15 protein-coding genes are annotated in these 14,278 nt (G+C 56.3%); 9 read left to right on the forward strand and 6 right to left on the reverse strand.

What is annotated here, in order from left to right:
• The first annotated feature begins 12 nt into the window (after positions 1–12).
• Together marA and marB are read left to right on the forward strand one after the other, a co-directional pair.
• Positions 13–396: an MDR efflux pump AcrAB transcriptional activator MarA gene (gene marA / locus AC22LX_RS02700; RefSeq protein ID WP_015366733.1), complete on the forward strand. Its 384-nt coding sequence runs from the start codon at positions 13–15 to the stop codon at positions 394–396.
• 30 nt (positions 397–426) lie between these two features.
• Positions 427–633, forward strand: a complete 207-nt coding sequence (gene marB, locus AC22LX_RS02705; RefSeq protein ID WP_063447033.1) for a multiple antibiotic resistance protein MarB — start codon at positions 427–429, stop codon at positions 631–633.
• Positions 634–707: 74 nt separating this feature from the next.
• Here the strand turns inward: marB and eamA are convergent, their stop codons facing one another.
• Complete coding sequence (gene eamA / locus AC22LX_RS02710) at positions 708–1,604, reverse strand: O-acetylserine/cysteine exporter (protein WP_063447032.1); 897 nt, start codon at positions 1,602–1,604, stop codon at positions 708–710.
• Between the two features lie 192 nt (positions 1,605–1,796).
• Here eamA and ydeE point away from each other — a divergent pair, with 192 nt between their 5' ends.
• Together ydeE and AC22LX_RS02720 are read left to right on the forward strand one after the other, a co-directional pair.
• A complete protein-coding gene (ydeE, locus tag AC22LX_RS02715; protein ID WP_045394569.1) occupies positions 1,797–2,981 on the forward strand; it encodes an efflux MFS transporter YdeE in 1,185 nt (394 codons plus the stop codon).
• 116 nt (positions 2,982–3,097) lie between these two features.
• On the forward strand, positions 3,098–3,568 hold the full coding sequence (locus AC22LX_RS02720) for a helix-turn-helix domain-containing protein (protein ID WP_047048101.1): 471 nt from the start codon (positions 3,098–3,100) through the stop codon (positions 3,566–3,568).
• Between the two features lie 29 nt (positions 3,569–3,597).
• Here the strand turns inward: AC22LX_RS02720 and AC22LX_RS02725 are convergent, their stop codons facing one another.
• Together AC22LX_RS02725 and AC22LX_RS02730 are read right to left on the reverse strand one after the other, a co-directional pair.
• Positions 3,598–4,701 carry a cobalamin-independent methionine synthase II family protein gene (locus AC22LX_RS02725; RefSeq protein ID WP_047050928.1) on the reverse strand — a complete coding sequence of 368 codons (1,104 nt, stop codon included), beginning with the start codon at positions 4,699–4,701 and terminating at the stop codon, positions 3,598–3,600.
• A 142-nt stretch (positions 4,702–4,843) separates the two neighbouring features.
• Positions 4,844–5,257 (reverse strand): rhodanese-like domain-containing protein, encoded by a 414-nt coding sequence (locus AC22LX_RS02730; protein ID WP_045394577.1) that lies wholly within the window; start codon positions 5,255–5,257, stop codon positions 4,844–4,846.
• A 68-nt stretch (positions 5,258–5,325) separates the two neighbouring features.
• On the opposite strand from AC22LX_RS02730, the gene ftrA reads away from it, so the two are divergent.
• The 3 genes from ftrA to mgtS all read left to right on the forward strand — a co-directional run bounded on the left by ftrA (position 5,326) and on the right by mgtS (position 6,840).
• On the forward strand, positions 5,326–6,366 hold the full coding sequence (gene ftrA / locus AC22LX_RS02735; protein ID WP_487333739.1) for a transcriptional regulator FtrA: 1,041 nt from the start codon (positions 5,326–5,328) through the stop codon (positions 6,364–6,366).
• Positions 6,367–6,390: 24 nt separating this feature from the next.
• A complete protein-coding gene (locus AC22LX_RS02740) occupies positions 6,391–6,606 on the forward strand; it encodes a DUF4177 domain-containing protein (protein WP_015366741.1) in 216 nt (71 codons plus the stop codon).
• A gap of 138 nt (positions 6,607–6,744) precedes the next feature.
• Complete coding sequence (mgtS, locus tag AC22LX_RS02745) at positions 6,745–6,840, forward strand: protein MgtS (protein ID WP_004102377.1); 96 nt, start codon at positions 6,745–6,747, stop codon at positions 6,838–6,840.
• Positions 6,841–6,960: 120 nt separating this feature from the next.
• On the opposite strand, the gene AC22LX_RS02750 is transcribed toward mgtS, so the two are convergent.
• The 3 genes from AC22LX_RS02750 to AC22LX_RS02760 all read right to left on the reverse strand — a co-directional run bounded on the left by AC22LX_RS02750 (position 6,961) and on the right by AC22LX_RS02760 (position 9,653).
• On the reverse strand, positions 6,961–7,917 hold the full coding sequence (locus AC22LX_RS02750) for a sensor domain-containing diguanylate cyclase (RefSeq protein WP_049061851.1): 957 nt from the start codon (positions 7,915–7,917) through the stop codon (positions 6,961–6,963).
• A 40-nt stretch (positions 7,918–7,957) separates the two neighbouring features.
• A complete protein-coding gene (locus tag AC22LX_RS02755) occupies positions 7,958–8,206 on the reverse strand; it encodes a hypothetical protein (RefSeq protein WP_045394583.1) in 249 nt (82 codons plus the stop codon).
• A gap of 382 nt (positions 8,207–8,588) precedes the next feature.
• A complete protein-coding gene (locus AC22LX_RS02760) occupies positions 8,589–9,653 on the reverse strand; it encodes a LacI family DNA-binding transcriptional regulator (protein ID WP_045394586.1) in 1,065 nt (354 codons plus the stop codon).
• 208 nt (positions 9,654–9,861) lie between these two features.
• Here AC22LX_RS02760 and AC22LX_RS02765 point away from each other — a divergent pair, with 208 nt between their 5' ends.
• Together AC22LX_RS02765 and AC22LX_RS02770 are read left to right on the forward strand one after the other, a co-directional pair.
• Positions 9,862–12,969, forward strand: coding sequence for a beta-galactosidase (locus AC22LX_RS02765; RefSeq protein ID WP_063447030.1), 3,108 nt, complete (start codon positions 9,862–9,864; stop codon positions 12,967–12,969).
• Between the two features lie 41 nt (positions 12,970–13,010).
• Positions 13,011–14,276 (forward strand): MFS transporter, encoded by a 1,266-nt coding sequence (locus tag AC22LX_RS02770; protein WP_045394589.1) that lies wholly within the window; start codon positions 13,011–13,013, stop codon positions 14,274–14,276.
• The last annotated feature ends 2 nt before the right edge of the window (positions 14,277–14,278 follow it).

Below are 14,278 nucleotides of genomic sequence, written 5' to 3' on the forward strand. Positions count from 1 at the left end.
AGAGGTAAGATGATGTCCAGACGCAATAACGACGCCATCACTATCCATAGTATTTTGTCGTGGATCGAAGAGAACCTGGAATCTCCATTATCGCTGGAGAAAGTTTCGGAGCGCTCAGGTTACTCCAAATGGCACCTGCAAAGAATGTTTAAGAAAGAGACCGGCCACTCGCTGGGCCAGTACATCCGCAGCCGCAAGCTGACGGAAATCGCGCAAAAACTCAAGCAGAGCAATGAGCCGATTTTGTATCTGGCCGAGCGCTACGGTTTTGAATCGCAGCAGACGCTGACGCGGACGTTTAAAAACTATTTCGATGTACCGCCGCATAAATATCGCATCACCAACGTTCCGGGTGAATCCCGCTACCTGATGCCGCTAAATAATTATTGTTGTTAATCGCCTGCATAAAGACGTATCGAGGAAATCATGAAATTATTCGCTACCGCCGCCATCGTGCTAGTGGCGCTGGCTGCAAGCCAGAGTTACGCGGAGCAAACCACCACTCCGGTTCGCCACAATAACCGGGATGCGATGATCATTCCTTCGGAACATAACGACTCGCCGTTTGATTTTAATCACATGGCTGCCGGCAATGATAAATCGGATGAGCTGGGCGTACCGTATTACAACTAACGCCCGCCCATTCCGCAATGACTCAAGCCCCGCTGAAGCGGGGCTTTTTTATCCCGGCTTCGTCGGGACGGTCATTACCGCGCTGTGCCGCGGCGCGCAAGCCGCAGACCGAACACGTTAATATAGAGCCCGCCCATAATCAGCGCCGCCCCCAACAGCTGTAGGCCATTGAGCCGTTCACCAAGCAGCAGAGCCGCGCTCGCCATCCCTACTACCGGCACCAACAGCGACAGCGGTGCCACCCGCCAGGTTTCATAACGCCCGAGCAGCGCCCCCCAGATACCGTAACCAACGATGGTGGCGACAAACGCCAGATACATCAGCGACAGCACGGTCGTGGCGTCGATATTAACCAGGCTTGCCGCCATCGCCTGCGGGCCATCAATAATGCCAGACGCCAGCATGAACGGTAACACCGGAATCAACGCGCTCCACACCACCAGCGACATAATCGGCGGCTTATGCTGATGAGACATAATTTTCTTGTTGAAAATGTTGCCGCAGGCCCAGCTGAACGCCGCCGCCAGAGTCAGCATAAAGCCGACCAGCGGCACGTGCTGGCCGCCGAGGCTGGCCTCAACCAGTACCAATACGCCAAAAATCGCCAGCGCGATACCGGCGACCTGCTTTCCCTGTAACCGCTCGCCAAAGACAAAAGCGCCCAGCACGATAGTGAAAAAGGCCTGAGCCTGCAGTACCAGAGATGCCAAACCGGCTGGCATACCGAGGTTAATCGCGCAGAATAAAAAGGCGAACTGGCCGAAACTGATGGTCAGGCCGTAGCCCAGCAGCAGGCGCAGCGGTATTTTGGGCCGCGCAACGAACAGTAGCGCCGGAAACGCCACCAGTAAAAAACGTAACCCCGCCAGCATCAGCGGCGGCATATTGTGCAACCCGAGCTTAATCACCACAAAATTGAGCCCCCACACCACCACTACCAGCATTGCCAGCAGTCCATCTCTGCGCGTCATACGATGCCTCTGTCATTCTGGTCAACGATGACCAAGGTCAAAGTAACCAAATTCCTGCCGCTCGAACAGATCATTATTTTTAGCAGGTGCTGAAGGCACTTTCCGACATAGAGCCCGCTATACAAGGCTCAGTTAGCATGCTATTTGTGATCGGGCACAACAAAAATAAAACACAACATCGGGCAAGGAAAAATGACAACCACCATCAGGCGCTCAACGGTAGCGCTACTGGCGTCGTCGTTGCTGTTAACCATCGGCCGCGGCGCAACGCTTCCTTTTATGACGATTTATCTCACCCGCCGTTTTCAGCTGGAAGTCGACGTCATCGGCTATGCGCTCTCCGTCGCGCTGGTCGTCGGCGTTATCTTCAGCATGGGCTTCGGTATTCTTGCCGATAAGTTCGACAAAAAACGCTATATGCTGATCGCCATCGTGGCGTTTATCGCTGGCTTTATCGCCATCCCCGCGGTCAATAGCGTGGCGCTGGTGGTATTCTTTTTCTCATTGATCAACTGCGCTTATTCGGTTTTTTCTACCGTGCTGAAAGCCTGGTTTGCCGATGTGCTGACGCCGGAGAAAAAGGCGCGCATCTTTTCGCTCAACTATACCTTCCTCAATATCGGCTGGACCGTTGGGCCGCCAATTGGCACCCTGCTGGTGATGCAGAGCATTAACCTGCCTTTCTGGCTGGCCGCGCTGTGTGCCGCCTTCCCGCTGGTGTTTATCCAGATCTTCGTCGAACGTACCTCTGCCGTTAGCGTGGAAGGTACCGCGCCGCAGTGGACGCCGTCGGTGCTTTTGCGCGATCGTGCCTTGCTGTGGTTTACTTTTTCCGGCTTACTGGCATCGTTTGTCGGCGGCTCATTTGCCTCCTGTATTTCGCAGTATGTACTCGCCGCAGGCACCAGCGACTTCGCGGAAAAAGTGGTCGCGGTAGTGCTGCCGGTCAATGCCGCGGTGGTGGTCGCGTTGCAATACGCCGTCGGGCGACGGCTTTCGGCGCGAAACATCCGCCCGCTGATGACCTTCGGCACCCTGTGCTATGTGTTGGGTCTCGGCGGTTTTATCCTCTCCGGTAATAATCTGCTGATGTGGGGCATTTCCGCCGCTATCTTTACCCTTGGCGAAGTTATTTATGCGCCGGGCGAATATATGTTGATCGATCAGATTGCCCCACCCGGTATGAAAGCCAGCTATTTTTCCGCCCAGTCGTTAGGCTGGTTAGGCGCGGCGTTCAACCCGATGCTGACCGGGATAATCCTCACCCATCTGCCGCACTGGTCGCTATTCTTCATCTTAATGCTGGCGATCGTCGCCGCCTGGCTGATGATTTTCCGCGGCATGAATGTGCGTCCCTGGCAAACCGTACAGGCGTAAACCCAGGCGTCATGCGGCTGTCGGGTTGCTGTCGCCTCTCTGTCGGGTGCCCGTCGTGGCGCCCGGCAGGTTAAAAAATCACACTGGTCTCAGGTTCCCATCCGGAGATTAACACCATGAACAGCAGTACCCGAGTAAAGCAATTACGTCTGCAGCGCGCCTGGTCCCAGGAACAACTTGCCGAACTGGCTGGCGTCAGCGTTCGCACTATCCAGCGGATCGAAAACGGCGATCGCCCGGGGTTAGAAACCCTGAGCGCTCTGGCGGCGGTGTTTGAGATAAATGTGGCCGAGCTCAGCGACGATGCTCCCGTCGGTCACGAAGCATCGCTCGATTTACGTATCGAAGAAGCGAAAAGCCGCCTGCATCAGGAGAGCCGTTTTTTTCGCTCGCTGAGCGTGGCGGTCACGGTTTGCGTTTTGTTGCTGGTGATTAATCATTTCACCCAACCGGACGTCTACTGGTCAGTGTGGGTGGCAATCATCTGGGGCGCGTTATTGCTGCTGCGGGGATTACGTCTGTTTGTCTTTGCCGGGTGGATCCGCCAGTGGCGGCAGGCGCGACTGCAGCGCCTGCTGCGTAAATAGAGAAAGCCCGCTTAATGCGGGCTATCTCGTTACCAGACCTGGGCGGCGATCCCAGTGACCAGCCGCACTTTATCCCACTGCTGGGCTTCGCTTAGCGAATTGCCCTCTTCTGTGGAGGCAAAGCCGCACTGCGGGCTCAGGCAAATCTGCTCCAGCGGTACATACTGCGCCGCCTCCTGCAGTCGCGCCTTCACGCCTTCCGGATTTTCCAGCTCGCCGTTCTTGGTGGTGATCAGCCCAAGCACCACCTGCTGATGCCCTGGACGAATAAAGCGCAGCGGGGCGAAATCGCCGGAACGATCGTTGTCGTATTCAAGGAAAAACGCGTCGATGTTGACGCCGCCGAAGAGGATCTCCGCCACGGGCTCGTAGCCGCCTTCTGAAATCCAGGTCGAGCGGAAGTTACCGCGACAGACGTGCAGGCCGACGGTGAGATCCTGCGGCTTCCCTTCAAGGGCTTTATTCAGTACCCGGGCATAGGTACGCGCCAGTTCGTCCGGATCGTCACCGCGCTCGCGTACCTGCTGGCGTTGTTCGTCTGAACATAAATAGGCCCAGACGGTATCATCAAGCTGCAGATAACGGCAGCCAGCGTCATAGAAAGCGCGGATCGCATCGCGCCAGGTGGTTGCTAGATCGTTGAAGTATTCAGCCAGGTCCGGGTATACCGTGCTATCGATATCTTTACGCCCGCCGCGGAAGTGCAGCACGCTGGGGCTGGGGATGGTCATTTTCGGCTGCGCATTGCCGCTGACGCTTTTCAAAAAGCGGAAATCTTCCAGCATTGGATGGTTGCCGAAGCCCAGTTTACCGGTCACGCGCACGCCGTGCGCTTTGGTCTGTACGCCGTTGAACTGAATACCTTTCTCTGAATCGTAACGTTCAACGCCTTCCAGACCGTCGAAGAAGTCGAAGTGCCACCACGCGCGCCGGAACTCACCGTCGGTCACCACGTGCAGGCCGCAATCGCACTGCTGCTGAACCAGTTGGCGGATGGCTTCATTCTCAATTTCACGTAGATGGCCGGCATCAATATTGCCTTCCGCCAGCTGCAGGCGCGCCTGCTTAATGGCGTTAGGACGTAAAAAACTGCCGACAATATCTGCGCGGAACGGGGCCTGGTGACGTTGCATGTTCTCTCCTTAACGGCAGGCAGGTAGTTGCCCGCCGTGATAATTCATTATTTGAATTTTTAGACTTCTGGATGTCTATATGTCCAGATACTGTCATGCGGAGAGAGCATCGGCAAACGAGAAAAATTCATGGCTGTTGAATTTATTTCATGTTGCTCGTTTCGCTGACGCTAAATGCGAACCCCTCATCCGCCCAACCGGTTAGGCCGCCGAGCATCATTTTTACCGGTCTGCCAAGCTGCGCCAGCTTTAAGGCGGCAATATCCGCGCCGTTGCAGTGCGGCCCGGCGCAATAGACAACAAACAGCGTTTCCGCGGGCCACTGCGCCATTCGCGCGGCATTGATCTCGCGATGCGGAAGATGCAGCGCCCCAGGCAGGTGGCGACGAGCGAAAACATCATGACTGCCTATCACATGCAGCAGCACAAAGTCCTGTTCACCGTGCTGCAAAGCGTGATGGACATCGGCGCAGTCGGTTTCGACACTCAGTTTATGGGCAAACCAGGCAGCGGCATCGGCCGGGGCGGCTGGCGTAAATTGGCTTACAACACTCATGGCGTATTCTCCTTGTCTGTGGTAACACTACTTTAACTACCACCCGACCCGGACCACCGCCCCCATTGATGACAGAAAACGCTGAAATCCTGACAACCAACAATGTGACACTGTCACCACCAAAAGTCGTCGTTCTGGCCTATGACGGCCTGTGTACCTTCGAGTTCGGCGTGGCGGTCGAGATTTTTGGTCTCCCGCGCCCGGAAATGGGCGATAGCTGGTATCGGTTCGCGGTCGCCGCCGTCGATGATGGCGAGCTTCGCGCCACCGGCGGTATTCGTATCGTCAGCGACGGCGGGCTGGCGCTGCTTAACGAAGCGGACACCATCGTCGTCCCCGGCTGGCGAGGCATAGAAAGCGAGGTTCCTCAGGCGCTGTGCCAGGCGCTGGCGGCAGCGTATGCGCGCGGCTGCAGAATCGTCTCTATCTGTTCCGGGGTATTTGTGATCGCCGCCGCCGGATTGCTCAACGGCCGACAGGCTACCACCCATTGGCGTTATACTGCCCGGCTGCAGGAGCGTTTTCCGTTGATTGAAGTGGTGGAAGACGTGCTGTACGTCGGCGATGCGCGGCTGATGACCTCCGCCGGCAGCGCCGCGGGCATCGACCTTTGTCTGCATCTGGTGCGCGAAGATTTCGGCCACGAAGCGGCGAACATCGTCGCCCGGCGGCTGGTAGTGTCGCCGCACCGCGACGGCGGGCAGGCGCAGCAGGTGATCCGCCCGGTAGCAACAGCGCGTGAAAGCCAGCGCCTCGGCCAGCTGTTTGATTATCTGCATCAGCATCTCGCTGAGAGCCATACCCTTGCCTCGCTGGCGCAGCGAATGGATATGAGCCCGCGCACTTTCTTGCGTCGTTTTCAGCAGGCGACCGGTAAATCGCCGGCCCACTGGCTGCTTGATGAGCGGTTGCTTCGCGCCCGCCAGCAGCTCACCGATAGCCGTCTCAGCATCGACAGAATCGCCGAAATCTGCGGTTTCGCTAATGCCAGTACGCTACGTCACCACTTTCGCCAGCATTTCGCCGTGAGTCCGCTGCAATATCGAAAAAAGTTTTCCCCCGTCAGTAGTCATATTAAGATGGCCAGCGACAATAATTCACGTCGTTGAATTACACCTGCAAGGATTAAGCTGATGAAAAAAGAGTGTCGCGTCGTTATCTATAAAGAGGGGCTGCTGGGCAGTATGTTTTTTGGCGAAGCGAAAGCCGATCCCGATAAAATGAGCCGGTTCCTCACTGAGTACACGCAGCAGGGCTGGGAAGTCAAAACCATGGCGGTCGAACGCCGCCGCAGCGCCCTGTTCTGGTCACGCGAAGCCTATTTATTTGTGCTCGAACGCGCCATCTGATGCGTTAATTTATTTCATAAACATAACGCCATTCTGGTTAATCGTTTGTTTAGATTGACCAGGATATTATCTATTCAACAACCGTAAACCCTGTTCAATGAGGACAACATTAGCGCATAAATAAGATGGAGGTAGATCATGCTGGGAAATATGCATGTTTTCATGGCCGTACTGGGAACCATCCTGTTCTTTGGTTTTCTGGCCGCGTATCTAAGCCACAAATGGGATGACTGATGAACGACGATAATCCCCACCCGTAAGCGCCCCCTGCTGCTGTTGCACCAGGGGGCGTTCTGCGTTAAGTCACTTCTTTGAACGTCTGGCACATCATCCCCACCGCCTGTTTACTGCCGCTTATAAGGTCTTTCTGCGCTTGCGCGAATACATCACTTCATCGCTTTGTTTGAGCATATCCCCGAGCGTCGGATAACGGCTGACATCGCTCTGTAGCTCGCCGTAAGAGTAATTAATGTTATAGGGTTTTCCTGACGTCTGGTTGTAATGATCGACACTCTCACGCAGCTTTTGCAAGAATGTGTCGGCACGCCCGTTGCGGGTAATGATGGCGGCGAACTCATCGCCGCCTAAACGGCCGACAACCTCGCCTGGCAGCAGATGTTGCGCCAGAAACGCCGCGAAGGTTTTTAGCACCTCGTCACCTTCCGCATGCCCCCACAGATCGTTAATGGGTTTGAATTTATCGAGATCAAAAAAGACCAGGCTAAACGGCGTTGCGTTGCTAGTAAGCGTACAGAAACGTTTATCGCCGATACGGTAAAAGCCGCGCCGGTTAGCGATGCCGGTCAGACTGTCGGTCATCGCCATGCCAATCACCTGAAACTCATCCTCGACGATATACGCCAGATCCTTGAGGACGGCGATCTCTTCATCATTGAACTCGCGCGGCGTGGTATGAATCAGGCATAGCGTGCCGGCCACGGCGCCATCGGGCAGATGGACAGGATAGCCCGCGTAGAAGCGGATATAGGGTTCGCCCGTCACCAACGGGTTATCATAAAAACGATCGTCATTAACCGCATCGTTAACGATGAATGCGCCGTCCTGCAAGATGGCGTGGGCGCAAAAAGAGATATCGCGCCGGGTCTGGCGAATCCCCAACCCCTGACAGGCGAGCAGCCACTGCCGTTCACGGTCGAGCAGGCTGATGAGTACCACCGGCACCTGAAAAATTCTTTTAGCCAGCCGGGTGAGGCGTTCGAAACGCTCATCATCACGGGTATCGAGCAGGTCCGCCAGATACAGCGATTTCAGTCTTTCTTCTTCATTTTCCGGTACGCCTGGGAATTTCATAAAGCCTCATTGCAATAAAGCGAAAAAACAGGTGGCGGGATTAATGAGCAGCCGATGAAAAGCGCGTCAGCGCCCCATACCAGTCATAGCTGCCCTGGGTACCTATTTCGCGTTCTCCCTCTTCCAGCTTCAGCAGAAAACGTCGTTTGTTGAGCTGATCGAGGTTATGAAAGTAATTCGCCAGCCGTCGGGCTAAATCTTCATACATGGCGAAAGCCACCGCGGTCCCTTGCGCCGCATCGGCGTATTTAGCAAATTCGTTCTTAATCGCCTGAAAATCATCGTTCATTGAAAGCACCACCTCCTGTCACAATGTCATCAGTATGGTTAGCCCTGGCCGTTTTTTCCATCCCAATAGCTATCAGCATTTTATGCTGGCTTAAAAAATACGGCCCGGGGAAGCGCCGAGACCCACGCCATGAAAAACAATGCGTTTATGCTGTTATCTGCGCAAATTATCGGCAATCAGCAGAAGATAATAAAATCGTCAGGCGACGAGGCTGGGGTGAATGGGCAAAAAAAAACCGCCATGTGACTGGCGGTGAATAAATGCTTGCATGGATAGATCGTAGATTGTATTTAGCGTTTTCGTAGAAAAGCGTCGGGACTTCCTACGTCTGACTCGCAGGCTAGCACGCCCTTGTTCAATAAATCTTAAACAGCAGACGTACTCATAGCTTCTCCACCAGCGCTTTTAGTTCAGCGATCAGCGGCGCGGTATTGTCCTGCGTCGCGAGCGGCCACGTCGACTGACGTACCACCAGCCGCGCCGGCAGCAGTTCGCGCAGGCGGCCGGTCGGCGCAGCCATCTGCTGCATCAGTAATTCCACCGCCCGTCGGCCTAACAGATCAAAATCCTGGGCGACGGTGGTAAGCGGCGGCTGGAAGTAAAGGCTATCGGCCGTATCGTCATAGCCGGTCACCGAAATCGCCTGGCTGCCGCGTCGATTAAGCTGCGCCAGCGCGCTTAGCACCCCGAGCGCCATCTGATCGTTGGCGACCACGATCGCGCTTAATTTCGGTTTTTTATGCAGCAACTCGAAGGTTTTTTGCCAGCCGCTGGCGGCGCTCCAGTCGCCGAACACCGTGATCGATTGACTGACCCCAAGCCGGTGCAGCGTCTCGCGCCAGCTGCCGAGGCGCATCCGCGCCGACACCGAGCTTTCCGGCCCGGCCAACAGGCCAAACTCGCGGTGCCCTAATTCCCAAAGGTGGCGCACGCAGGCGCCGCAGCCATCGCGATGATCGAAACGCACGCAGGAGACATCTGTCTCCGGCGAGACATCGAGAAACAAACAGGCGATATCCGTATTTTCCGCCGCCAGCCGTTCGGCGACGCTGCTCTCCAGCGGCAGGCTGATAATGGTGCCTCGAATATGCTGGGCGCGAAACTCATCCAGCCGCGCCTGCAGCGCCGGGTAATCACTTTGCGCCGGCATGGCGATGGCGACCTCCAGCCCCTGCTCACCGGCATACCTTTTCACCGCCGCGGCAATTTGCGACGGCGCGTGTAAGGTCAACGACGCGGTGATAAGCCCTATCGATGCCGCCGCTTTGCCCGCCAATAGCTGTGCCGAACGGTTAGGTACATAGTGCAGCGTCTGCATCGCGCGCAGCACCTTTTCACGGGTGCGCTGCGCCACAATCTGTGGGTTATTCACCACCCGCGACACCGTCTGCTGCGAAACGCCCGCCTCGCGGGCGACATCTTCTAAAGTGGCTGAACGGCGCTGCATCGCGTACTCCTGTCAGTGAAAACGGCGTAATGTCTTACGCTAACATTTTATGTCTTCCTTACGACAAAAATCTGCTATTTGCGCCGTGATTCGTGATCGTGAATGGGTTTCATTTTCGCCAACATTGCGGGTCTGTGGAAAATACCCGATAACCCGATGAGATTGTTTAGCGAATAACATTTATTACCATTATCCGTCAGGTATGCGTATGCAACGATATGATTCAGGCGCCGCTCGCGGCCCCGCTTTTCACGAAGTTCTGGCCCGCGAGGACTGGCAAAACCAGACTATCACTCACCTCAACCGCCTGCCCGCCCATCCCTCTTTTGCCAGCTGGCGCGACGCCGATGCGGCGCGCGACAACCGCCCTTCCGACCGCCGCCGTCAGCTGGACGGCGAATGGCAATTTTCCTATGCCCGTAGTCCGTTTCAGGTGGATGCCAACTGGCTGCAGCATGACCTGCCCGACAGCCGCCCGACGCCGGTGCCTTCAAACTGGCAAATGGAGGGCTATGACGCGCCGATTTACAGCAACGTCCGCTATCCGATTGATACCGTGCCGCCGCGGGTGCCCGAAGACAACCCTACCGGCTGCTATTCGCTACAGTTGACCGTCGATGAGGCGTGGCGGGTCGAAGGGCAAACGCAAATTATCTTTGACGGCGTTAACTCCGCGTTTCATCTGTGGTGCAACGGCGAGTGGGTCGGCTACTCCCAGGATAGCCGTCTTCCCGCCGCCTTTGATTTAAGCCCGTTTCTGCAACAAGGCGCCAACCGCCTGTGCGTGATGGTGATGCGCTGGAGCGCGGGCAGTTGGCTTGAAGATCAGGATATGTGGCGCATGAGCGGTATCTTCCGTTCGGTGTGGTTACTGCATAAACCGCAGGTCCGCCTCAGCGATGTGCAATTAACCCCGCAGCTCGATGCTCTATATCGCGACGCGCAATTGCGGGTCAAGCTTAGCGTCGAGGCCGCGCCTAAAGCGCTGGCGGCGCTGGAAATTGACGTCGCGCTGTGGGATGGCAAAACGCGCCTTGCCAGCCAGCGCCAGCCGCTGGGTACGCCGATTATCGATGAACGCGGCAGCTACGGCGAGCGGGCAATTGTCAATCTCGATATTGAGCGCCCGCAATTGTGGAGCGCCGAGCAGCCGCATTGTTACCGCGCGGTGGTATCGCTATGGCGCGGCGAGACGTTGCTTGAAGCGGAAGGCTGGGATATTGGTTTTCGCCAGGTAGAAATCCGCGACGGGCTACTGTTGCTCAACGGCAAGCCGCTATTGATTCGCGGCGTCAACCGCCACGAACATCATCATCAGCGCGGCCAGGTGGTCAACGAAGAGGATATGGTGCAGGACATTCTGCTGATGAAGCAGAACAATTTCAACGCCGTGCGCTGTTCGCACTACCCCAACGCCCCGCGCTGGTACGAGCTATGCAACCGCTACGGCCTGTACGTGGTGGACGAAGCCAATATCGAAACTCACGGCATGGTACCGATGAATCGGCTGTCTGACGATCCGGCCTGGCTTGCCGCTTACAGCGCGCGCGTCACCCGTATGGTGCAGAGCAACCGCAATCATCCCTCGATCATTATCTGGTCGCTGGGTAATGAGTCCGGCTGCGGCGACAACCATCAGGCCATGTACCAGTGGTTGAAGCATAACGACCCTTCGCGTCCGGTACAGTATGAAGGCGGCGGCGCCGACAGCAGCGCCACCGATATTATCTGCCCGATGTACGCCCGCGTCGAGCGCGACCAGCCGTTCCCGGCGGTACCCAAATGGTCGATCAAGAAGTGGATCGGGATGCCCGGCGAACAACGCCCGCTGATCCTCTGCGAATACGCCCACGCGATGGGCAATAGCCTGGGCAATTTCGCCGATTACTGGCAGGCTTTCCGCGACTATCCTCGCCTGCAGGGCGGTTTTATCTGGGATTGGGCCGACCAGGCAATCGAGAAAACGTTCCCGGATGGTAGCGTCGGCTGGGCCTATGGCGGCGATTTCGGCGATAAACCTAACGACCGGCAGTTCTGCATGAATGGCCTGGTATTCCCCGACCGGCGCGCCCATCCTTCGCTTATCGAGGCCAAACATGCGCAACAGTATTTCCAGTTCGCTTTGTTGGAGCAAAATCCGCTGCGGATTGCTATCACCAGCGAATACCTGTTCCGCGCCACCGATAACGAAACGCTGCGCTGGCGCGTAGAGTGCGGCGGAGAAACGATAGCCAACGGCGACTTAGCGCTGGCGCTGCAGCCGCAAGAACGGGCGGAATTGATTCTTAGCGACAGCCTGGCCCTGCCGCGCGGCGCCCGCGATGTCTGGCTGCAGCTCGAAGTGATCCAGCCGCAGGCGACGTCATGGTCTGAGCCCGGTCACCGCGTCGCCTGGCAGCAGCTAGCGCTTGCCGCGCCGCTGGCGCTATCTGAGACCTCCGCTGAAGGCCCGGCGCCGGTCCTGACAATCGAACCCACGTTCTATCAGGTCAGCGTCGGATCCCAGCGCTGGGTTATCGATCGTCAGAGCGGACGTTTAAGCGAATGGTATGCCGCGGGCAAACAGCAGTTGCTTACCCCGATGGCGGATCAGTTTGTCCGTGCGCCGCTGGACAATGATATTGGCGTCAGCGAAGTCGAACGTATCGATCCGAACGCCTGGGTCGAGCGCTGGAAGAGCGCCAGTCTGTATTCGTTGACGACCCGCTGCGTGAAATGCGAGGCGCAGCAGCTGGCGCGGGAGGTGATCGTTGATAGCCACTGGCACTATCTGCGCGGCGAGGAGACGGTCATTGCCAGCCACTGGCGCATGACCTTCACGGCCGACGGCGGGCTCCAGATCACCGTTGATGGCGAACGTTCCGCAACGTTACCGCCGCTGGCGCGCGTCGGGCTGCGCTTCCAGGTCGCCGATCAACATGCCGAAGTCAGCTGGTTGGGATTAGGGCCGCACGAAAACTATCCGGATCGCAAAAGCAGCGCCTGTTTTTCGCGCTGGCAACAGCCGCTGCGCGAGATGAGCACGCCCTATATCTTCCCCAGCGAAAACGGTCTGCGCTGCGATTGCAAAGCGCTGAACTGGGGATGCTGGCACGTCGCAGGCCAGTTCCACTTCTCGGTGCAGCCGTACAGTACGGAACAGCTGATGACGACCGATCACTGGCATCGTATGACGCCGGAAAAAGGCGTCTGGATCACGCTCGACGGCCAGCATATGGGCGTTGGCGGCGATGATTCCTGGACACCAAGCGTTCTGTCACGGTGGCTGCTGCTCGAGGCCCAATGGCACTATCAGGTTACGCTTCATTGTCAATAATAACGGGGGCTTCGGCCCCCACCGCACAGGTATAATAAGATATGAAACTCTCTGAACTCACGCCCCGCGAACGGCATAATTTTATCTATTTCATGCTGTTCTTTTTCTTTTACTATTTCATTATGTCGGCTTACTTTCCCTTTTTTCCGGTGTGGCTGGCGGAAGTAAATCATTTAACGAAAACCGAAACGGGGATTGTTTTCTCCTCCATTTCGCTGTTCGCGATAATATTCCAACCGGTGTTTGGTCTGATTTCCGATAAGCTCGGGCTGCGTAAACATCTGCTGTGGACCATTACCGTACTGCTTATTTTGTTCGCCCCGTTCTTTATTTTTGTCTTCTCGCCGCTGCTGCAAATGAACATTATTGCCGGCGCGCTGGTGGGAGGTATTTATTTAGGCGTAGTGTTTTCCAGCGGTTCCGGCGCGGTCGAGGCCTATATTGAACGCGTCAGCCGCGCCAACCGTTTCGAATACGGCAAAGTACGCGTCTCCGGCTGCGTCGGCTGGGCGCTGTGCGCGTCAATTACCGGCATCTTGTTCGGTATCGACCCTAACATTACCTTCTGGATAGCCTCCGGTTTTGCGCTGGTGCTTGGCGTGTTGTTATGGCTATCGCGCCCGGAGGCCAGCAGCAGCGCGCAGGTTATCGACGCCATCGGCGCCAACCGCCAGGCCTTTTCACTGCGTACGGCGGCCGAACTGCTGCGAATGCCGCGCTTCTGGGGATTTATTATTTATGTGGTAGGCGTCGCCAGCGTCTATGACGTTTTCGACCAGCAGTTCGCTAACTTTTTTAAAGGCTTTTTCGCCACGCCGCAGCGTGGAACCGAGGTCTTCGGCTTTGTCACCACCGGCGGTGAATTACTCAACGCGCTGATTATGTTCTGCGCACCGGCAATTATTAACCGCATCGGCGCGAAAAACGCCCTGCTGACCGCCGGCATAATTATGTCGATGCGCATCCTCGGATCTTCTTTTGCGACTTCGGCGGTGGAAGTGGTCATTTTAAAAATGCTGCATATGTTTGAATTACCGTTCCTGCTGGTCGGCACTTTCAAATATATTTCTTCCGCATTTAACCCTAAGCTTTCCGCCACCCTATTTTTAATCGGCTTTAACCTGTCGAAACAGCTTTCCGGGGTAGTGCTATCGGCTTGGGTGGGACGGATGTACGACACCGTAGGTTTTCACCAGGCCTACCTGATCCTCGGCTCAATCACCCTGAGCTTTACCCTGATATCGCTATTTACCTTAAAAGGTAGTAAGACACTGCTGCCTACAGCAGAGTATAACAATGCGTCCTGAGA

This window comes from Klebsiella sp. PK01 (assembly GCF_057624675.1).

Excerpts from the sequence above, each read along its gene's own strand:
- AC22LX_RS02760 (WP_045394586.1), bottom strand. The coding sequence starts at position 9,653 with ATGCAGCGCCGTTCAGCCACTTTAGAAGATGTCGCCCGCGAGGCGGGC.
- eamA (WP_063447032.1), bottom strand. The coding sequence starts at position 1,604 with ATGACGCGCAGAGATGGACTGCTGGCAATGCTGGTAGTGGTGGTGTGG.
- mgtS (WP_004102377.1), top strand. The coding sequence starts at position 6,745 with ATGCTGGGAAATATGCATGTTTTCATGGCCGTACTGGGAACCATCCTG.
- AC22LX_RS02755 (WP_045394583.1), bottom strand. The coding sequence starts at position 8,206 with ATGAACGATGATTTTCAGGCGATTAAGAACGAATTTGCTAAATACGCC.
- AC22LX_RS02730 (WP_045394577.1), bottom strand. The coding sequence starts at position 5,257 with ATGAGTGTTGTAAGCCAATTTACGCCAGCCGCCCCGGCCGATGCCGCT.
- marB (WP_063447033.1), top strand. The coding sequence starts at position 427 with ATGAAATTATTCGCTACCGCCGCCATCGTGCTAGTGGCGCTGGCTGCA.
- AC22LX_RS02770 (WP_045394589.1), top strand. The coding sequence starts at position 13,011 with ATGAAACTCTCTGAACTCACGCCCCGCGAACGGCATAATTTTATCTAT.
- AC22LX_RS02720 (WP_047048101.1), top strand. The coding sequence starts at position 3,098 with ATGAACAGCAGTACCCGAGTAAAGCAATTACGTCTGCAGCGCGCCTGG.
- ftrA (WP_487333739.1), top strand. The coding sequence starts at position 5,326 with ATGACAGAAAACGCTGAAATCCTGACAACCAACAATGTGACACTGTCA.
- AC22LX_RS02740 (WP_015366741.1), top strand. The coding sequence starts at position 6,391 with ATGAAAAAAGAGTGTCGCGTCGTTATCTATAAAGAGGGGCTGCTGGGC.
- AC22LX_RS02725 (WP_047050928.1), bottom strand. The coding sequence starts at position 4,701 with ATGCAACGTCACCAGGCCCCGTTCCGCGCAGATATTGTCGGCAGTTTT.
- ydeE (WP_045394569.1), top strand. The coding sequence starts at position 1,797 with ATGACAACCACCATCAGGCGCTCAACGGTAGCGCTACTGGCGTCGTCG.
- AC22LX_RS02765 (WP_063447030.1), top strand. The coding sequence starts at position 9,862 with ATGCAACGATATGATTCAGGCGCCGCTCGCGGCCCCGCTTTTCACGAA.
- AC22LX_RS02750 (WP_049061851.1), bottom strand. The coding sequence starts at position 7,917 with ATGAAATTCCCAGGCGTACCGGAAAATGAAGAAGAAAGACTGAAATCG.
- marA (WP_015366733.1), top strand. The coding sequence starts at position 13 with ATGTCCAGACGCAATAACGACGCCATCACTATCCATAGTATTTTGTCG.